Genomic DNA, 17,783 nt, shown 5'->3' with positions numbered 1-17,783 from the left:
GCTGTTTAGCGGCGGCCGGCGACGTCGAGCGCTTCGGGCAGCGTAAAGGCCCCGGCGTAAAGGGCCTTGCCCACGATGGCGCCTTCGACGCCCAAGGGAACCAACGAGCGCAGGACGCGCAGGTCGTCGAGGCTGGAGATGCCGCCTGAAGCAACCACCGGCTTGCCGGTCTTTTCCACCATCTGGCGCAGGAGTTCCACATTGGGTCCCTGCAGGGTGCCGTCCTTGGTCACGTCTGTGACCACGTAGCGGCTGCAGCCGGCTTCCTCAAGGCGGCCCAGGACGTCCCAGAGGTCCCCGCCTTCCTTTGTCCAGCCCCGGCCGGACAGCGTGGTGCCGCGAACATCCAGTCCGACGGCGATCTTGTCGCCAAAGCGTTCGATTGCCCGGCGCGTCCATTCGGGGTTTTCCAGCGCGGCGGTTCCCAGGTTCACACGGGCAACGCCAAGGTCCAGGGCCGCTTCAAGGGTTTCGTCATCACGGAGACCGCCGGAAAGTTCCACCTTGATGTCCAGCCGGCCCACCACTTCGCGGAGCAGTTCCGCGTTGGAGCCGCGCCCGAAAGCGGCGTCCAGGTCCACGAGGTGCACCCATTCGGCACCCTGCTGCTGCCAGTTCAGCGCTGCCTCCAGCGGGGTTCCGTAGCTGGTCTCACTGCCCGCTTCCCCCTGGACCAGCCGGACGGCCTGGCCGTTGACGACATCGACGGCGGGCAGCAGTTCAAGAACCGGCAGGTCGGTTGCGGTGGTCATGTCAATCCTTCGGGTCGGGGTCAGTATGGCCAGCCGCCGGTCAGTTGCCCGGCAGCGTCAGCAGGTAGGCAGCGAGCAGCGACATGCCCGCCAAAACATAAAACGAAATCTGGGTCCAGAGCGGCTTGTGCTGCTGCCTGAAGGACAGGGCCCCGCCCACCAGCAGGCCGGCCAGCCCCATCAGGACGATGGACCACATCTAGGCGGCGCCGTCTTCCGCTGGAGCGCCGTCTTCCGTTGAAGGGACGCCGGCGGGGACCGGGCCGCCCGGGGCCGGCTTCTTGAGGTTCTGCACCCAGTTGCGCAGCAGCCGCGCGCCGGCGTCGCCGGACTTCTCCGGGTGGAACTGGGTGGCGCACAGCGGACCGTTTTCGACCGCTGCTATGAATGGTCCGCCATGCTCGGACCAGGTGACCAGGGGTGCAGCCATGCGCGGCTGCACAACATCGAAGTTCCATTCCTGCACCCCGTAGGAGTGCACAAAGTAGAACCGCTCGTTTTCGACGCCGGCGAACAGCTTGGATCCCTCAGGCACCTTCACGGTGTTCCAGCCCATGTGCGGCACCACGTCAGCCGGCAGGAGTTCAACCTTGCCGGGCCATTCGCCGATGCCCTCCGCCTCCGTGCCGTGTTCGACGCCCGCCTCAAAGAGCACCTGGAGGCCAACGCAGATCCCCAGGACCGGCCGGCCGCCTGCCACCCGCCTGCCGATGAGGCGGATCCCGTCGACGGCTTTGAGCTCACGCATCACCGTTTCGAAGGCGCCGACACCGGGAACCACCAGGCCGTCGGCGTTCAGGACGTCCTCGGGCTTGGAGCTCAGGATGACTTCCGCGCCGGCGCGTTCGAGGGCGCGCACGGCGGACCGGACGTTACCGGAACCGTAGTCCAGGACCGTGACGGTGGGCTTGCCTTCCGGCGAGGGGAGTTTCCGGGAGGCCGAGGGATCGATGATGGCGCCGTCCTTCAGGACCTGTCCGCTCACAGCGCACCCTTCGTGGAGGGGATTCCTTCAACGCGCGGATCGGGTTCAACTGCTGCGCGCAGTGCCCGGGCGAAGGCCTTGAACTGGGCTTCGACGATGTGGTGGGGGTCCCGGCCCGCGATGACGTTCATGTGCAGGCAGATGCCGGCGTGCAGGGTGATTGCCTCGAAGACGTGGCGAGTGAGCGACCCGGTGAAGTGGCCGCCGATCAGGTGGTACTCCTGGCCGGCAGGCTCGCCGCCGTGCACCAGGTAGGGACGCCCGGACACGTCGACGACGGCGTGCGCCAGCGCTTCGTCCAGGGGAACGGTGGCTTCTCCGAACCGGCGGATCCCGGCTTTGTTCCCCAGGGCGGTGCGCAGCACTTCACCGAAGGTTATGGCTACGTCCTCCACCGTGTGGTGGACATCGATGTGGATGTCACCGGTGGCTTTGACGGTCATGTCGATCAGGGAGTGCTTGCAGAGCGCCGTGAGCATGTGGTCGTAGAACGGCACCGACGTGTCGATGTCCGAGGTGCCGGTACCGTCAAGGTTGATTTCCACGAGCACAGAGGACTCACTGGTGGCACGTTCCATGCGCGCGGTGCGGGCCGCAGCAACATTCGATCCGGTGGTACTCATGCTTGGGTCCTTTTGGGCAGAAGGGGTGGTTCGAGGCGTCCAGCGCCGGTTCTTCCAGTCTAGGCGGGAAGCTTGGCCTGGCGGGCAAGGATGCTTTCAAGGGAGGTGAGGAAAGCTGTGGTTTCGGTCTCAGTTCCGGCTGTGACGCGGAGGTGGCCGGGGATTCCTACGTCGCGGACCAGGACACCGGCGTCCAGCAGTTCCTGCCACACCTGGTGGGGGTCCTCCAGGCCGCCGAAAAACACGTAGTTGGAGTCTGACGCGGCAGGCTTGAGTCCCATCCTGAGCAGCTCGGACACAATGCGGTCGCGCTGTTTCTTGATGTCCTCCACATCCGCCATCAGCGCCTCCCGGTGCCGGAGGGCGGCGAGGGCGGTGGCCTGCGTGATGGCGGAGAGGTGGTACGGGAGACGGACGAGCCGCAGCGCGTCGGCCACTTCGGGGGCCGCCGCCATGTAGCCGAGGCGGGCGCCGGCCAAGGCGAACGCCTTGCTCATGGTCCTTGAGACGATCAGCCGTTCCCGCCCTGGCAGCAGGGTCAGCGCACTGGGCGTTCCGTCATGCGCGAACTCGTGGTACGCCTCATCGACGATGACGATGGACTGGCTTTCTTCGCCGGCCTCGTAGACGGCTTCCACCACGTCCAGCCCGAGGCCGGTTCCCGTGGGGTTGTTGGGTGAGCACAGGAAGACGATGTTGGGCTGCAGCTCCTTGACCTGCCGCGCGGCAGATTCGGCGCTGAGACCGTAATCGCCGGCACGCTCGCCCACAATGTATTCCGTGTCCGTTCCGCTGGCCAGCAGGGGATACATGGAGTACGTGGGAGGGAATCCGAGCGCTGTACGTCCTGGGCCGCCAAAGGCCTGGAGTATCTGCTGAAGGACTTCGTTGGAGCCGTTGGCCGCCCAAAGGTTGGATTCATCCAGCCCGTGCCCCAGGTACTCCGCCAACGCCTTCCGCAGGTCGGTGAATTCCCGGTCCGGGTATCTGTTGAGTCCTGCTGCCGCTTCTGACACCGCTGCGCTAATGGCCGCCCTGACGTCAGCCGGAACCCCATGGGTGTTTTCATTCACGTTCAGGAGGATTGGAACGTCCAACTGGGGCGCGCCATAGGGCGTAAGCCCGCGGAGGTTGCTGCGGAGGGGAAGCCGGTTCAGGCGCTCTAGCTGGTCATTCACCTGAACAGTTTAGTGCCCGGGCCGGACACCGGAAAATGTGACGGTTTCCTGTTCGCTCCCGGCGTGCCGCGCCCTGCCGCCCGTGGAGAGGCAAAATGCCGGGTCCTAACTTGCGGGCACGAACAATTGCTGGCCGGGGAAGACCGCGCCGGCCGGGAGGTTATTGAGCTGCACGATGTCCGCCACGACGTCCCGCGGATCACGCTCCGGTGCGACACCGGCCGCAATGCCCCACAGTGACTCGCCAGGCTGGACCGTGACTGTGACAGTGGGCGTCGTTGCAAGATCCGTCGCAGACTCCGACGCCTTGGCCGGGGCATTGAAAAAGCCTGCCAGCGAAAGAAGCAGGGCAGCGAGCAGGACCAGCGGAATGCCGATCAGCACGATGCGACCACGACGGGTCAGGCGAAGGGGCGGAAGAGGCGCAGGCCGTCCGGCCTGCCGATTGTCCGCCTGGGACAGGATTTGCTGCACCGAAAGCAGCTGGTGGCGTGAACCCCGCGAAACAGATGTAGCTGACATGATCTGAGCCCTCCTGGACCGTACTGTGCTGCCCGGACGTCCTTCCCTCCGCCCCCGGCCGGACCTTTTCCGGCGTAGTCTTCGAATGACCAGGGCAATGAGTAGAACATATATTCGAACTTTGCTTTCTCTGTTTTAGCACCTATCAACGAACATTGTCGAGACTCGCTAGAACAAATGTTTGAAAAAGCAATGCGGCTGGCCTAGCTTTGAACCAAAGAACAACCACCTGGACAGTCGATCAGCAGGGTCTGACATTTAGGGGCGGGAACTTCCAGGGCATGGCCATGGAGAGGGCCGGCGGAACCGAAAGGCATTGGCGAATATGGCAGCAGCAGCCGCCGGGGGCAGGGCAACCGCGCAACCGAAGAGGACCGCCAAGGGCCTGACTCCACGGCAAAAGAAGATCCTCGAAACCATCCAGCGCTCGGTCAACGAAAACGGGTACCCGCCGTCCATGCGGGAGATCGGCGACACCGTGGGACTGGCGAGCCTTTCGAGCGTGACGCACCAGCTTTCCCAGCTGGAGAAGCTTGGCTACCTCCGCCGCGACCCCAAGCGGCCGCGGGCCATGGAAGTCCTGATGCCGCTGACCCTGGACGGCGGAGCCGCAAAGCCGGCAAGCCAGGCGTCCGCCGTCCGTTCACCCGGTGCAGCGACTGTGACCGAACTGCCCACCGCCCTGGACACGGCGATGGTTCCCCTGGTGGGCCGGATCGCCGCAGGCGGCCCCATCCTTGCCGACCAGCTGGTGGAGGACGTGATGCCGCTCCCCAGGCAACTGGTGGGCCAGGGGGAACTGTTCATGCTTCGGGTAGCCGGGGATTCGATGGTGGATGCAGCCATCTGCGATGGCGACTGGGTTGTGGTCCGCCGCCAGCAGGATGCGGCCAACGGGGATATCGTGGCCGCGCTCCTGGATGATGAAGCCACCGTCAAGACATTCCGCCAGCGTGACGGCCACACGTGGCTGCTCCCGCAGAACACCCAGTACGAGCCCATCCTCGGAGACCACGCCACCATCATGGGCAAGGTTGTGTCGGTACTCCGCTCGCTGTAGCAGGGAAACTCCGTCCGCTGCAGCGAGACGGCCTCAGGCGTTTTCCCGGGCCAGCCGCTCCAGGGCGGCAATCGCCGTCTTCCGGTCTGTTGTGGACCAGAAGGGCGGCAGCGCCCCGCGCAGGAACCCTGCATAGCGTTCAGTGGCAAGCCGGGAGTCAAGCACGGCCACCACTCCCCTGTCGCCCGTGGAACGGATCAGCCGGCCTGCCCCCTGGGCGAGCCGGATCGCGGCGTGGGTGGCCGAAACCGACATAAAGCCGTTTCCACCTGCCTGGGCTACTGCCCGTGAGCGCGCCGTCATGAGGGGATCGTCCGGCCGCGGAAACGGGATGCGGTCTATCACCACAAGCCGGCACGAGCCGCCGGGGACGTCCACGCCCTGCCAAAGGGACATGGTCCCGAACAGGCAGGTATCGGGCTCGTCGGCGAACTGCTTTACCAGGCCGGTCATGGTGGAGTCACCCTGGCAGAGGACGGTCATCCCCAGCTTGGGGCGCAGTGCCTCGGCCGCTTCCTCTGCCGCACGCCGGGACGAGAACAAGCACAGCGCCCCGCCACCGGAAGCACGGATCAGGGCTTCCAGTTCGTCCAGTGCTTCCGGGGAAGCACCCCTGCCGGGCTTCGGCAGGTGCCCGGCCACGTAGAGGATGCCCTGCTTTGGGTAGTCGAAGGGTGATCCCACGTCCACGCCTGTCCAGCTCGGGGCGCCGTCACCCACCAGGCCCAGTCCGCCCGCGGCAGGTTCAAACGCGGAACCGATGGCCAGCGTCGCGGAGGTCAGCACCACCGTGTGGCCGGCGAAGAGTCCTTCGCGCAGCCTCCCGGCAACGGACAGCGGCGCGATGTTGATCAACGCAGGAGCGGTCTCGTCCGGCGGGGAGAATCCCTGTGCAGGGTCAAAGGAACTGGCACGGGAAAACCACACCACTTCGCGGTTCTCCCGGGCTGCCAGGAGCCGTTCACAAAGTTCCAGGATGAGCAGCAGCCGCGACCGCGCGAGCTGCCTGCCGCCGTCGGCCGTGGCGCTGCTGTCCCCCTTTGAATCCGAGAGGGCAGCCCGGCAGGCATCCCGCAGCTGGTCCACGCAGTCCAGCTGTTCATCATTGAGCCCGTTCGGGAGCAGCCCGTTCGGCACGCCTGCCAGGGCAAGCTCCAAGTTGGCGGCTGCGGCGTTCAACGCATCAACGGTGATGGCCGTGTGCTTCCGCGCACCGGCGGCAGCGGCGTGGACCATGGCCACCGAGAGCTGGCCGGAGACCGCCCCGGTAACCCTGTCCTGGAGTTCATGGGCCTCATCCACCACCACCACGTCATATTCGGGCAGGACGGCCAGGCCTTCGAACGCGCTGACGGCGAGCATCGCATGGTTGGTGACCACAACATCCGCTTCAGCAGCGTCCTGGCGCGCCAGTTCGCTGAAGCATTCCGCAGCCATGGGGCACTTCTGGGAGCCCAGGCACTCCATGGACGTCACCGAAACCTGCCGCCAGGCACGGTCCGTGACGCCCGGCAGCAGTTCATCCCGGTCGCCGGTGGCGGTCTTCTCCGCCCACTCCCGCAGCCGCACCACCTCCTTGCCGAGCTGGGACGAGGGGCCGCCCACGGCTGCGGCGAAATGCGGGACGCTGGTGTCCTCGCCCAGGCTGAAAAGCTGGCCTTCGGCCGGCTCCTCGCTGGGGAAGCCGCCTTCCAGCTTGTGCCGGCAAACGTAGTTGGAGCGGCCCTTGACCAGGGCCACTTTGACCGGCCTGTCCAGGGCGGGGGTGATGGCCTTGAGCAGCCGGGGCAGGTCCCTGCCCACAATCTGGGTCTGGAGGGCCAGGGTGGCCGTTGACACCAGGGCGGGCTTGTTGCTCTGCAATGCATGCGCGATGAGGGGGATGAGGTAGGCCAGGGACTTGCCGGTGCCGGTCCCCGCCTGGACCAGCAGGTGGTCCCCCGTTTCGATGGCGCGGGCCACCTGCCTGGCCATCTCATGCTGGCCGGCACGGCTTTGCCCGCCCATGCCCGCCACGGCCCGGTCGAGCAGTTCGATCACGAACTGCTCGCCGGCCGTTTCCGTGGCTTCTCCTGCCACGGCCTCAGTCATTGCTGACGAAGGGTTCCAGTTCAGCCGCGAAGCCTTCCCGGACCATCACGACGGCCCTGGTGCCGGCTTCAACGTGGTCGACGCTGATGATCTCGGCGTCGGAGTCGTGAAGCTTGCTGATCAGGTCCCCGCGCTCATACGGGATGAGCAGTTCCAGCTTGACGCCGGGCCGGGGAATGGCGTCGCTGATTGCCTCCAGCAGTTCGGCGATGCCTTCCCCCGTGCGGGCCGAGACCACCACGTGCCGCGGCTCGCGCTGCTTGAGCCGTTCCACCACGAACGGATCAGCGGCGTCGGCTTTGTTGAGCACGATGATTTCGGGCACCTTCCGGGCATCCACCTCGCTGAAGACCTTGCGGACTGCGGCGATCTGGCCCTCGGGATCCGGGTGCGAAACGTCCACCACGTGCAGGATCAGGTCCGCGTCCGCAACTTCCTCGAGCGTGGAGCGGAACGCTTCCACCAGCTGGGTTGGCAGTGAACGGACGAACCCCACGGTGTCGGCCAGGGTGTAGCCCAGGCCGTCCGCGGTTTCCGCTTTGCGGACGGTGGGATCCAGGGTGGCGAACAGGGCGTTCTCCACCAGGACACCGGCGTCGGTCAGGCGGTTCAGCAGCGAGGACTTGCCCGCGTTGGTGTACCCGGCAATCGCTACGGACGGCACGGCATTACGACGGCGGTTGGCCCGTTTGGTCTCGCGGGCCGGCTTCATCGCGGCGATCTCCCGCCGCAGCTTGGCCATCCTGGTGCGGATCCGGCGGCGGTCCAGCTCGATCTTTGTCTCACCGGGACCACGCGAACCCATGCCGGCAGCCGCGCTGCCCACCTGGCCACCGGCCTGGCGGGACATCGACTCACCCCAGCCGCGCAGGCGCGGCAGCAGGTACTCCAGCTGGGCCAGCTCCACCTGGGCCTTGCCTTCGCGGCTCTTGGCGTGCTGGGCAAAGATGTCCAGGATCAGGGCTGTCCGGTCGATGACCTTGACCTTGACGATGTCCTCCAGGCCTCGGCGCTGGGAGGGAGCGAGCTCGGCATCCACCACCACCGTGTCCGCGCCGGTGGACGCCACGATGTCCCGGAGCTCCAAGGCCTTGCCCGAGCCGAGGAACGTTCCAGGATCCGGCTTGTCGCGCCGCTGGACCAGCCCGTCCAGGACCTCGGAACCGGCAGTTTCTGCGAGGGCTGCGAGCTCCCGCAGCGAGTTCTCGGCGTCGGCCAGGGTCCCCTCGGACCAGAGCCCGGCCAGGACCACGCGTTCCAGGCGCAGCTGCCGGTACTCAACCTCGGTGACGTCTTCGAGTTCGGTGGAAAGCCCGGCCGTTCGGCGCAGGGCGCGGCGTTCCTCAAGATCCTGCTGGTCGCCGTCGTACGTTGTGTGTTCTTCGTCCAGGCGGGAAATCGCCTGGGCTTTGCCGAGCATTGCCTTCCCGTCCCGGCCCTCGTCACCGCCGCCTGGCGCGCTGAGGCTCCTGGCCGGTACGTCCTTGGAGAGAATCCGGTCGATGACAGCTTGGATTTCCGCAGGACTCATGTCCTGGGCGGCTGGATCTGATCCGGTGTTGGGCTGGCTGGTCATGGTCTCCTTTGAAGATTCGGCAGTTCCAGAATAGTGCCGAATGCCGGTGATTGGTGAAGTATTCGCGCTGGGCTGACGGCCTGCGGTCATCCAAGCCTCCTGGCTTGTCGGGCCGGGCGCTGCAGGAGGCGGCGCCGGCGGAGATGCCACGACTCAGATTCGTGGCGGACATGGAAACAGCCGGAAAAACGGCGGGAAGTCCAGCGGAGGCTGACCTTCGAGTGTCGTCCGGCGACCGGAAAACGCGTTCTGCGTTCGGCCCGGTGCACGCAGCGGAAGGTGGGAAAACCTGCATCGCTGGGTGGGACATGGCTTCGGGACGGGCTGGGCCCGTGCCGGCTACTCAAAGATCAGGAACATGCTCTCCAGCGTAGCAGAGGGCCACACGCGGCAGTTTCCCTTTACGCTGCAAGGGGAACTACTCTGGCCAGTTATGGAGTCCGCACATTATTTCAGCGCAACGCCCGCCGGCCCTTTTACCCGCAAGCCGCTGACTGTCGAACTCGCCGGGCAGACGCGCAGGCTGCAGACTTCCACCGGCATCTTCAGCCCGGACGGGATCGACAAGGGCACGGCCATCCTCCTTGCCGAGGTCCCGGCCCCCGCGCCGCAGGGAAACCTGCTGGACATCGGTTGCGGCTGGGGCCCGATTGCCCTGACCATGGGGCTGAAGTCGCCCTCCGCCCGGGTCTACGCAGTGGATGTGAACGAGCGCTGCATCACGCTGACGAACGAGAACGCCGCCGCGCTGGGACTGGCAAACGTCACCGCCAGTACCCCGGAAGCGGTGGACCCGGAGGTGCGCTTTGACACCATCTGGTCCAATCCGCCCATCCGGATCGGCAAGGACGAGCTCCATTCACTCCTGAAGCTGTGGCTGCCCCGCCTCGCGCCGGGCGGTACGGCGTGGCTGGTGGTGCAGAAGAACCTGGGGGCCGACTCGCTGCAACGCTGGCTTGCCGGGGAGCTGGACGACTCCTTCGGCGTCAGCCGCGAATCAACGTCCAAGTCCTTCCGGATCCTGAAGGTCAGGAAAGCGTCCCGGTTGCCACAATAACTGCCGGGCCGCTCAGCTCAACGTGTTCATGACCCGCCGGGCCGGCGAAGAACTTGACGCCAACCACCCCGCCGGGGACCTGGACGCGCCAGGTGTCGGGGGCCTCCGCACCTGCCCAGTGCCGAATGGCCACTGCGGCGGCGCAAGCCCCGGTCCCGCACGACTGGGTCTCCCCCACCCCGCGTTCATGCACGCGCATAGTGACTGTGCCGACGCCGTCGTGCACCAGGGGTTCCGACGGAACCACGAACTCAACGTTGGTTCCGTGGGCCGGGACAGGGTCAACCACGGGCGCTGTGAACATGCGGGTTGCCGTGAGTTCCGACAGCTCCGCCAGGGCCACGACAGTATGGGGGTTGCCCATGCTGACGGAGAGGGCAGGGCGGGGAACTTCCAGGCCTTCTGCGGTGACCAGTGAATCCATGGCCTTGGCTGTGGCTTCCCCGGGGAAAATGAACTCCCAGGGCCCCATGTCCACGGCGTAGTCTTCGCCTGTCCGCACCACGGTCTTGACGCCGGCGCGCGTGCCGATGGTGAGGGCCCCGCCGTCGGGCAGGTCAATCAGCCCCTCCGTGCGGAGGAAGTGGACGAAGACGCGGACGCCGTTGCCACACATCTCGGACAACGAGCCGTCACCGTTGCGGTAGTCCATGAACCATTCGGCGCCCGGGGCCGTGGCGAGCAGCTCACGGCCCTCCGGCAGGAAGCGCGACGGAACGGCGCGGATGAGCCCGTCGCCGCCGATCCCGCGGTGCCGGTCGCAGAGCGCTGCAACGTCGTGGGCGGATATGGTGTGGACACCGTCGGGATCGGCCACCAGGACAAAGTCGTTTCCGGTGCCGTGTCCCTTGGAAAAGCGGAGCCCGCTCAGGGTGCGGAGGGCCGGCTCAGTGGTTTCTGCGAGGGTTGCGTCCATGTTTCCAAGGGTACCGGCCGGGCGGGGCAGCCCTAAATACGCGGCCGTTCGCACAGCGCTGCGGCCTTGGCCACCAACGACGGGTCCTGCCAATCCAGCCAGGAGATGCGGGGATCGGCGCGGAACCAGGTGAGCTGGCGCCGTGCGAACTGCCGGGTGGCCACGATGGTGTCTTCCGCGGCCTCCGCTACGGTCGACGCGCCGTCGACGACCCGGAGGAACTGCGCGTAGCCGAGGGCGCGGGACGCGGTTTTCCCTTGGCGCAGCCCTTGGTTGTCCAGCCATTGGACTTCCGCGAGCAGGCCGTCGTCCACCATCCGGTGCACCCGGCGGGCGAGCCGGTCGCGGAGCACGTCCCGGTCCACGGCCAGGCCCACCTGGACGGCCGGCTGGACGTACTCGCGCTGCGGCATGAAGGAACTAAACGGCCGGCCGGTGAGCCGGTGGACCTCCAGTGCACGGATGATGCGCCGGGCGTCGGACAACCTCCCTGCCGACACCGGGTCCACTTCGCGCAGGCGCTCCAGCAGCACCGCCTGCCCGTTCTCCGCGAGCTCAGCCTCAAGTTGTTGGCGAACCAGCGGATCCGTTCCGGGAAATTCAAGGACATCCAGTGCGGCCCGCACATACAGGCCGGAGCCGCCGGCCAGGATGGCGCGCTTACCGCGGGCGTGGATGTCCGAGACCAGGGCGCGCGCCTGCTGCTGGAACCGGGACACGCTGGCTTCCTCGGTCACATCCAGGATGTCCAGAAGGTGGTGGGGCACTCCCCGGCGTTCGGCCTGGGTGATTTTTGCCGTGCCGATGTCCATGCCGCGGTAGAACTGCATGGCGTCGGCGTTGATGACTTCGCCGCCAAGTTCCAATGCAAGGCTGACGGCAAGGTCGGATTTGCCGGAACCGGTGGGACCGACGACGGCGATGACAGGCGGGGAGCCCACCGGTCAGCGGGTGCGGACGGGCAGCGAGGGCATGCCCAGCGAGACGCCCTTGCCGCCGGTACCGGCACCGGGCGCGGGGGCTCCGCAGGAATCCGCCTGGGACCTGTCCCAGGCGTCGCCGGCCCGGGAGCGGCGCAGGCTGTAGTCGGCCAGGGTGGGGTCGGCCACGAGGTGGAAGGCGGCAGCCTCGGTGATGGTGACAGTGACAAGGTCTCCCGGACGCGGAGCCTGGGCGCCCTCCGGGACGGAGAAGTGCACCAGCCGCTGGTCCTGCGAGCGGCCGGACAGCCGGTGGGTTTCCCCGGCTTTCCGCCCGGACTGCGCGGTGACCATGACCTCAACCCTGCGGCCCAGCTGGCGCCGGTTTTCCTCTGCCGCAATCCTGTCCTGGAGGGCGGTAAGCCGTTCAAAGCGTTCCTGCACCACGGCCTTGGGCAACTGGTCCGGCAGGTCGGCCGCCGGGGTGCCGGGGCGCTTGGAATACTGGAAGGTGAAGGCGGTGGCGAAGCGGGACTTCTCGACCACGTCCAGGGTGGCCTGGAAGTCCTCTTCCGTTTCACCCGGGAAACCCACGATGATGTCGGTGGAGATGGCGGCGTGGGGAATCTTTTCCCGCACCTTGTCCAGGATGCCAAGGAACTTTGTGGACCTGTAGGAGCGCCGCATGTCCCGCAGGACCTTGTCCGAGCCGGACTGCAGCGGCATGTGCAGCTGCGGCATGACGTTGGGGGTCTCCGCCATGGCGTCGATGACGTCGTCTGTGAACGCGGCAGGGTGCGGGCTGGTGAAGCGGACGCGTTCCAGGCCTTCGATATCGCCGCAGGCCCGGAGGAGTTTGGAGAAGGCCTGCCGGTCGCCGAACTCGACGCCGTAGGAGTTGACGTTCTGGCCGAGGAGCGTGACTTCGATGGCGCCGTCGTCAACCAGGGCCTGGATTTCGGCCAGGATGTCGCCGGGCCGGCGGTCTTTCTCTTTTCCGCGGAGGGCGGGCACGATGCAGAAGGTGCAGGTGTTGTTGCAGCCTACGGAAATAGATACCCAGCCCGAGTAGACGGAATCGCGTTTGGTGGGAAGCGTTGAGGGGAAGACGTCCAGGGACTCGAGGATTTCGAGCTGGGCCTCGTTGTTGTGGCGCGCGCGGTCCAGCAGGGCGGGCAGGGCGCCAACGTTGTGGGTGCCGAAGACGGCGTCCACCCATGGCGCCTTTTTCAGGATGGTTTCCCGGTCCTTCTGGGCGAGGCAGCCGCCCACCGCAATCTGCATGCCGGGGTTCGCGGCCTTCACCGGCGCGAGGATTCCCAGGTTCCCATAGAGCTTGTTGTCGGCGTTTTCGCGCACTGCGCAGGTGTTGAACACCACGACGTCGGCCTGCTCACCCTCGGCCGGTACGTATCCTGCGTCCTCGAGCATGCCTGCCATGCGCTCTGAGTCGTGGACGTTCATCTGGCAGCCGAAGGTGCGCACCTGGTAGGTGCGTGGCTTCTGGGCAGCCGCTTGCGGAGCGTCGGCGGCCGCTGTGCTGGTGCCGGTACCGGAAAGGGGGGAAGGGATGGTCAAACTCACCTGTTAAGGGTACCGGTTTTACCGTTCGCCACTGTCGGCTGCGGCCCGGGACTCCAGGACGTCGTTGACGATCCGGAATGCCTGGGACGGCTGGTAGCCCTTGCGGGCCAGCATGGAGGCCAGCCGGCGCGCAGCCTTGTCCCGTTCCGCCCGGTCCTGAAGATCCGTCCCCGGGCGGAGCTTCCGCTCAACGAGTTGCCTTGCTGCGGCTTCTTCATCTGCGTCCGACAACTGTTCCAGCGCCGCGGCGGCAGTCTCCTGGTCGATGCCTTTCTCCGCCAGCTCGCGCCGGAGTGCGCCCTTTGCCAGCTTCCGCGACTGGGCGCGGCTCCGAACCCACATGTCGGCGAAGTCGGCGTCGTTGATCAGGCGGGCTTCCTGGAACCGGTCCAGCACTGCCTCTGCGACGTCTTCCGGGATGTTCCGCTCTGCAAGCTTCTGTGCGAGCTGCAACCTGCTCTTGGCTGAGGCTGTTAGCTGCCGGTAGACGATGGACTGCGCAACCGACACCGGATCAGGCTCGGCATCCCCTGCAACGGGAGAGTCCGGAGTCGGGCCGTCCTGGAGGTCATCGGCATACGAAGCGGCGCGCCGCCCGCCGGCTCTGGACCGGCGGGGGCGCGCATTTTCAGGGCTGGTCAACGGTTAGAACCCGTCAACGGCCTTCAGCTTCGGGGAATCCTTGGATTCGGGCTCCGCAGGCTTGACGCCGACACCAAGCTTTTCCTTGATCAGGCGCTCGAGTTCGGCGGCCAGTTCAGGGTTGTCGCGCAGGAACCGGCGCGAGTTCTCCATGCCCTGGCCCAGCTGGTCGCCATCGTAGGTGAACCAGGAGCCGGACTTCTTGATGATGCCGTGCTCCACGCCCATGTCGATGATGCCGCCCTCGCGGGAGATGCCCTGGCCGTAGATGATGTCGAACTCGGCCACCTTGAAGGGCGGGGCCATCTTGTTCTTGACGATCTTCGCCTTGGTCCGGTTACCGACCGAATCCGCGCCTTCCTTGAGGGTCTGGATGCGGCGCACATCGATACGGATGGAGGCGTAGAACTTCAGGGCCTTACCGCCGGTGGTGGTTTCGGGGGAACCGAAGAAGACGCCGATCTTTTCACGGAGCTGGTTGATGAAGATGGCGGTGGTCTTCGTCTGGCTCAGGCGGCCGGTGATCTTACGCAGGGCCTGGCTCATGAGCCGTGCCTGCAGGCCCACGTGGCTGTCGCCCATGTCGCCTTCAATTTCGGCACGGGGCACCAGCGCCGCGACGGAGTCGATCACGATAACGTCCAGGGAACCTGAACCCACCAGCATGTCCATGATTTCGAGGGCCTGCTCGCCGGTGTCCGGCTGGGAGACCAGGAGGGCGTCCGTGTCCACACCGAGCTTGGCGGCGTACTCAGGATCGAGGGCGTGCTCGGCGTCGATGAAGGCGGCGATGCCGCCCAGTCGCTGGGCGTTGGCCACTGCGTGCAGGGCAACGGTGGTTTTACCGGAAGATTCCGGGCCGTAGATTTCAACGACGCGGCCCCGGGGAAGGCCGCCAATTCCCAAGGCAACGTCCAGGGCGATGGAGCCTGTGGGGATGACCTCGATGGGGGCCCGGACTTCATCGCCGAGCCGCATGACCGAGCCTTTACCGAACTGCTTGTCGATCTGGGCCAGCGCTGCTTCGAGCGCTTTTGCACGATCCGGGGCTGCCGCCATGGTTCACACCTCTAATGCTTTCTCGCTTTGGAGTGGCCTCAGCGGCCGTTTATTGGTCATCTCTGACGCTAATGGGACCCACTGACATTCCGGCCGGATAACGGCGGCTATGTGGATAACCCGCTATGAAAAGCATAGCTTTACCCGAACAGGTATTCGAACAGGAGCGCGGCGTGTCAGGAGAATCAGGCTAGTTCGCGCGGGGCTTGAGGTCCCGGCCCAGCCTGCGCTCGGCGGGGACGTCCTGGACGTCGCAGACTGCCAGCCACACCTTGCGGGGTTCCACCCCGGCAGCCAGCGCCTGGTCCGCAGTGCGCCCGCCCACCCCGGCCAGCACAAGCGTGCTGCTGAGGACCCGCGAGTACCCGGCGCCGAATTCGTCGTCCATAAGCCGCCAATAATCGCTGATTCGCACCAGAAAAGTCTCTCACGATCCGCACCCTAGAATTGTTGCCATGAGCAGCTCCCCCGACGTCCCCTCCCTGCAAGGCCGCCACGACGAAGCCACCGTGGACGCCGCGTTGCAGAACGTGGAGCACCAGATCAGCCTCTTCTGGCGGCGCGCCCGGGCCATTTCCAACCAACTCTCCCGCCAGGTCCATCCGGACATGGAGCCGGCCGCCTACGGCCTGCTGACGGTGATCCGCAGGGAGGGCCCGATCAGGCTCACCGACCTGGCCATGAACATTGGCGTGGGCAAGCCGTCCGTCAGCCGGCAGATTGCGTTCCTCGAGAGCCTGGGACTCGTGTCCAAGGAGGCAGATCCGCTGGACGGGCGCGCCCAGGCCATCCGGCTCACTCCTAAGGGTGAGGAGAAGATGCACCAGGTCCAGGATGCCCGGCGGCAGGTGTTTCGTGAACGCCTGGGCGAATGGCCGGTGGAGGACCTGGAAGAACTGGCCCGGTACATGGCCAAATTGAACTCCACGTACGAGCGTGACGGGTTCCCGAAGGACGGGCCGGCGGCCGCCCCTGCGGAAGACACGTAGGCGGATACGACTGAAGCCCCCGGCACGGCCGGAGGCTTCAGTGTGTCTTGTTTCCAAGGCCGCCTTGCGGCGGCGCGCTTACCGGGCGCCGGAAAGAAGGCCGGTGGAAAGTTCGTCGTTGAGTTCAGTGTTCAGGTCGCGCTCAAGGTCGCGGCCATAACGCTGGGAGAACTCCTGCGGAACGGTGTCCGGAACGGCAACGCCTTCGGCAACTGCCACACGGTCGCTCACTTCGCGGAGCATGCTGGACAACGGGACATCCAGTGCCGAGCAGATCGAAGAGAGGAGCTCGGATGACGCTTCCTTCTGGCCGCGCTCCACTTCACTGAGGTAACCCAGGGAGACACGGGCGCTGTGCGAGACTTCACGGAGCGTACGCCCCTGACGCTGGCGGACATCGCGCAGGACATCACCGATTTCGTGACGAAGTACAACCATCTTGCGCTCCTTCTGTTCGCTCTTAGCCTGATCGGCGAGGCCCACATCCTTCCAGCGGACAACGCCGTTAACGGATACGGGCTGCTTTACCATCTGTATCGCCTTGCTCCCTCATAGGTCAGGTCCGCGGTGGCGCGAACCGTCGTGGTCATTTCATCCTAGGCGCCTCCGCTATCCGGAAGCGACACAATGTAATAACTAATCGGTACCGGCTTTTGTTCCCACCAACTTTACATCCGGGTAACTTCGGCCGGCCGGGTTCACCGGGACAGGGCCTCCAGAAGCCGTTCCAAGGCAGCCCCGCAGGCCTGTCCGCGGATTTCTGCACGGTTGCCGGCGAAGGAATACTCGAAGGCTTCCGTCCCGGCGGCGGTGGCTATGCCTACATACACGGTTCCCACCGGCTTTCCGTCGTGCTCATCCGGCCCCGCAACGCCGGTGGTGGAGACGCCGATGTCAGCGCGCAGGACTGTCCGGGCTCCGGCCGCCATGGCTGCGGCGACGCCGGGGTCGACGGATCCGACGCGGGCCAGCAACTCGGCCGGGACGTCCAGGACCGATTCCTTGACCGAGTTCTGGTAGGCAACCACCCCGCCCTGCAGGATCCCGGAGGCGCCGGGCGTGTCGGCAAGGACTGCGGACACCATCCCGGCGGTCAGGGATTCTGCGGCGGCCACGGTGCGTCCTGTGTCGAGGGCTTTCCTGACTGCTTCCGCGGACAGATGGTGGAGGTTGGTCATGCCGGCTCCTGTCCTTTGCTGCTGCGTGCCTGCAGCTTTCCCTTCGCCCGAAGGCGCAGTGCCTCCATCACGTACTGGATGCCGGTCCAGACTGTGATGGCCACGGCCGCCATCATGACGGCGAACGCCACCCAGGCCAGCCATGGAGCGAAGGCACCCAGCGGCAGGAGGTACAGGAAGATGGCCGCAGTCTGCACAACGGTCTTGAGCTTTCCGCCCCGCGAAGCAGGGATGACGCCGTAGCGGATCACGAAGAAGCGCAGTGCGGTGATGCCCCACTCGCGGACCAGGATCACCAGTGTGGCCCACCATGGAAGTTCGCCCAGCACCGAGAGCATCACCAGGGCGGAACCGGTGAGGAGCTTATCCGCGATGGGATCGGCGATCTTGCCGAAGTCCGTCACCAGGTTCCGGCTCCTGGCGATGTCGCCGTCGAGCTTGTCCGTATAGATGGCGACGGCGAACGCCGCGACCGCCGCCCACCGCCACGGCCCGGACGCGCTCTGCAGCCCCGGCGCGTCCGCGATAAGGAACCACACGAAGAACGGGACCAGCGCGATGCGGATCATGGTCAGGATATTGGGAAGGTTCCAGACCCCGGCACGGCCTGGGCCGGCCGCGGTGGCATCGGTGCTAGTCACGTTCCTAGGC

Annotated in this window: 20 protein-coding genes; 3 read left to right on the top strand and 17 right to left on the bottom strand. The window is 66.1% G+C overall.

Annotated features, from left to right (window positions below; genetic code table 11):
• Positions 1 to 5 precede the first annotated feature (5 nt).
• The 6 genes from priA to SMD14_RS07525 form a co-directional block, all read right to left on the bottom strand.
• Entirely contained in the window at positions 6 to 752 is a 747-nt protein-coding gene (priA, locus tag SMD14_RS07550) for a bifunctional 1-(5-phosphoribosyl)-5-((5-phosphoribosylamino)methylideneamino)imidazole-4-carboxamide isomerase/phosphoribosylanthranilate isomerase PriA (RefSeq protein ID WP_157238574.1), read from the bottom strand.
• A 40-nt stretch (positions 753 to 792) separates the two neighbouring features.
• Positions 793 to 951, bottom strand: coding sequence for a hypothetical protein (locus SMD14_RS07545; protein ID WP_197432389.1), 159 nt, complete (start codon positions 949 to 951; stop codon positions 793 to 795).
• Positions 952 to 1,737 (bottom strand): imidazole glycerol phosphate synthase subunit HisH, encoded by a 786-nt coding sequence (hisH, locus tag SMD14_RS07540; RefSeq protein ID WP_321215877.1) that lies wholly within the window; start codon positions 1,735 to 1,737, stop codon positions 952 to 954. It lies immediately after the preceding gene.
• A complete protein-coding gene (hisB, locus tag SMD14_RS07535; RefSeq protein WP_066274905.1) occupies positions 1,734 to 2,360 on the bottom strand; it encodes an imidazoleglycerol-phosphate dehydratase HisB in 627 nt (208 codons plus the stop codon). The genes hisH and hisB overlap by 4 nt, the downstream gene beginning before the upstream one ends.
• A 59-nt stretch (positions 2,361 to 2,419) precedes the next feature.
• Positions 2,420 to 3,538: a histidinol-phosphate transaminase gene (locus SMD14_RS07530; RefSeq protein WP_321215876.1), complete on the bottom strand. Its 1,119-nt coding sequence runs from the start codon at positions 3,536 to 3,538 to the stop codon at positions 2,420 to 2,422.
• Positions 3,539 to 3,643: 105 nt separating this feature from the next.
• On the bottom strand, positions 3,644 to 4,060 hold the full coding sequence (locus SMD14_RS07525) for a LysM peptidoglycan-binding domain-containing protein (RefSeq protein ID WP_157238575.1): 417 nt from the start codon (positions 4,058 to 4,060) through the stop codon (positions 3,644 to 3,646).
• A gap of 325 nt (positions 4,061 to 4,385) precedes the next feature.
• Here SMD14_RS07525 and lexA point away from each other — a divergent pair, with 325 nt between their 5' ends.
• Positions 4,386 to 5,120: a transcriptional repressor LexA gene (gene lexA, locus SMD14_RS07520; protein ID WP_321215875.1), complete on the top strand. Its 735-nt coding sequence runs from the start codon at positions 4,386 to 4,388 to the stop codon at positions 5,118 to 5,120.
• A 33-nt stretch (positions 5,121 to 5,153) separates the two neighbouring features.
• On the opposite strand, the gene SMD14_RS07515 is transcribed toward lexA, so the two are convergent.
• On the bottom strand, positions 5,154 to 7,211 hold the full coding sequence (locus SMD14_RS07515) for an ATP-dependent DNA helicase (protein ID WP_157238577.1): 2,058 nt from the start codon (positions 7,209 to 7,211) through the stop codon (positions 5,154 to 5,156).
• Positions 7,204 to 8,787 carry a GTPase HflX gene (hflX, locus tag SMD14_RS07510; RefSeq protein WP_157238578.1) on the bottom strand — a complete coding sequence of 528 codons (1,584 nt, stop codon included), beginning with the start codon at positions 8,785 to 8,787 and terminating at the stop codon, positions 7,204 to 7,206. Before hflX ends, SMD14_RS07515 begins: the two co-directional genes overlap by 8 nt.
• Positions 8,788 to 9,220: 433 nt before the next feature.
• Here hflX and SMD14_RS07505 point away from each other — a divergent pair, with 433 nt between their 5' ends.
• Positions 9,221 to 9,844, top strand: a complete 624-nt coding sequence (locus tag SMD14_RS07505) for a methyltransferase (protein ID WP_321215874.1) — start codon at positions 9,221 to 9,223, stop codon at positions 9,842 to 9,844.
• Here the strand turns inward: SMD14_RS07505 and dapF are convergent.
• The 6 genes from dapF to SMD14_RS07475 all read right to left on the bottom strand — a co-directional run bounded on the left by dapF (position 9,816) and on the right by SMD14_RS07475 (position 15,380).
• Positions 9,816 to 10,760 carry a diaminopimelate epimerase gene (gene dapF / locus SMD14_RS07500; protein WP_321215873.1) on the bottom strand — a complete coding sequence of 315 codons (945 nt, stop codon included), beginning with the start codon at positions 10,758 to 10,760 and terminating at the stop codon, positions 9,816 to 9,818. The two genes, SMD14_RS07505 and dapF, sit on opposite strands and share 29 nt — an antisense overlap.
• Before the next feature lie 32 nt (positions 10,761 to 10,792).
• Entirely contained in the window at positions 10,793 to 11,701 is a 909-nt protein-coding gene (miaA, locus tag SMD14_RS07495) for a tRNA (adenosine(37)-N6)-dimethylallyltransferase MiaA (protein WP_321215872.1), read from the bottom strand.
• Between the two features lie 3 nt (positions 11,702 to 11,704).
• Entirely contained in the window at positions 11,705 to 13,264 is a 1,560-nt protein-coding gene (gene miaB, locus SMD14_RS07490; RefSeq protein WP_323057596.1) for a tRNA (N6-isopentenyl adenosine(37)-C2)-methylthiotransferase MiaB, read from the bottom strand.
• A gap of 18 nt (positions 13,265 to 13,282) precedes the next feature.
• Positions 13,283 to 13,774: a regulatory protein RecX gene (locus SMD14_RS07485; protein WP_321215871.1), complete on the bottom strand. Its 492-nt coding sequence runs from the start codon at positions 13,772 to 13,774 to the stop codon at positions 13,283 to 13,285.
• Positions 13,775 to 13,909: 135 nt separating this feature from the next.
• Positions 13,910 to 14,965, bottom strand: a complete 1,056-nt coding sequence (gene recA / locus SMD14_RS07480; RefSeq protein WP_066274884.1) for a recombinase RecA — start codon at positions 14,963 to 14,965, stop codon at positions 13,910 to 13,912.
• A gap of 190 nt (positions 14,966 to 15,155) precedes the next feature.
• On the bottom strand, positions 15,156 to 15,380 hold the full coding sequence (locus SMD14_RS07475; RefSeq protein ID WP_321215870.1) for a DUF3046 domain-containing protein: 225 nt from the start codon (positions 15,378 to 15,380) through the stop codon (positions 15,156 to 15,158).
• A gap of 40 nt (positions 15,381 to 15,420) precedes the next feature.
• Between SMD14_RS07475 and SMD14_RS07470 the strand changes: the two genes are divergently transcribed.
• On the top strand, positions 15,421 to 15,954 hold the full coding sequence (locus tag SMD14_RS07470; protein WP_157238581.1) for a MarR family winged helix-turn-helix transcriptional regulator: 534 nt from the start codon (positions 15,421 to 15,423) through the stop codon (positions 15,952 to 15,954).
• 78 nt (positions 15,955 to 16,032) lie between these two features.
• Here SMD14_RS07470 and SMD14_RS07465 read toward each other — a convergent pair whose 3' ends face one another.
• The 3 genes from SMD14_RS07465 to pgsA form a co-directional block, all read right to left on the bottom strand.
• Positions 16,033 to 16,485, bottom strand: a complete 453-nt coding sequence (locus tag SMD14_RS07465; RefSeq protein WP_043793869.1) for a helix-turn-helix domain-containing protein — start codon at positions 16,483 to 16,485, stop codon at positions 16,033 to 16,035.
• Between the two features lie 167 nt (positions 16,486 to 16,652).
• Entirely contained in the window at positions 16,653 to 17,132 is a 480-nt protein-coding gene (locus SMD14_RS07460; protein ID WP_157238582.1) for a CinA family protein, read from the bottom strand.
• Entirely contained in the window at positions 17,129 to 17,773 is a 645-nt protein-coding gene (gene pgsA, locus SMD14_RS07455) for a CDP-diacylglycerol--glycerol-3-phosphate 3-phosphatidyltransferase (protein WP_321215869.1), read from the bottom strand. The genes SMD14_RS07460 and pgsA overlap by 4 nt, the downstream gene beginning before the upstream one ends.
• Positions 17,774 to 17,783: the final 10 nt, after the last annotated feature.

Origin of the sequence: Pseudarthrobacter oxydans (genome assembly GCF_034258515.1) — a bacterium.
In the GTDB taxonomy this organism is placed as follows: domain Bacteria; phylum Actinomycetota; class Actinomycetes; order Actinomycetales; family Micrococcaceae; genus Arthrobacter.
Note: the sequence above shows the minus strand (reverse complement) of the source record. Positions and strands in the feature narration are given on the sequence as shown.

Excerpts from the sequence above, each read along its gene's own strand:
- priA (WP_157238574.1), bottom strand. The coding sequence starts at position 752 with ATGACCACCGCAACCGACCTGCCGGTTCTTGAACTGCTGCCCGCCGTC.
- SMD14_RS07545 (WP_197432389.1), bottom strand. The coding sequence starts at position 951 with ATGTGGTCCATCGTCCTGATGGGGCTGGCCGGCCTGCTGGTGGGCGGG.
- hisB (WP_066274905.1), bottom strand. The coding sequence starts at position 2,360 with ATGAGTACCACCGGATCGAATGTTGCTGCGGCCCGCACCGCGCGCATG.
- SMD14_RS07525 (WP_157238575.1), bottom strand. The coding sequence starts at position 4,060 with ATGTCAGCTACATCTGTTTCGCGGGGTTCACGCCACCAGCTGCTTTCG.
- lexA (WP_321215875.1), top strand. The coding sequence starts at position 4,386 with ATGGCAGCAGCAGCCGCCGGGGGCAGGGCAACCGCGCAACCGAAGAGG.
- SMD14_RS07515 (WP_157238577.1), bottom strand. The coding sequence starts at position 7,211 with ATGACTGAGGCCGTGGCAGGAGAAGCCACGGAAACGGCCGGCGAGCAG.
- hflX (WP_157238578.1), bottom strand. The coding sequence starts at position 8,787 with ATGACCAGCCAGCCCAACACCGGATCAGATCCAGCCGCCCAGGACATG.
- SMD14_RS07505 (WP_321215874.1), top strand. The coding sequence starts at position 9,221 with ATGGAGTCCGCACATTATTTCAGCGCAACGCCCGCCGGCCCTTTTACC.
- dapF (WP_321215873.1), bottom strand. The coding sequence starts at position 10,760 with ATGGACGCAACCCTCGCAGAAACCACTGAGCCGGCCCTCCGCACCCTG.
- recA (WP_066274884.1), bottom strand. The coding sequence starts at position 14,965 with ATGGCGGCAGCCCCGGATCGTGCAAAAGCGCTCGAAGCAGCGCTGGCC.
- SMD14_RS07470 (WP_157238581.1), top strand. The coding sequence starts at position 15,421 with ATGAGCAGCTCCCCCGACGTCCCCTCCCTGCAAGGCCGCCACGACGAA.
- SMD14_RS07465 (WP_043793869.1), bottom strand. The coding sequence starts at position 16,485 with ATGGTAAAGCAGCCCGTATCCGTTAACGGCGTTGTCCGCTGGAAGGAT.
- SMD14_RS07460 (WP_157238582.1), bottom strand. The coding sequence starts at position 17,132 with ATGACCAACCTCCACCATCTGTCCGCGGAAGCAGTCAGGAAAGCCCTC.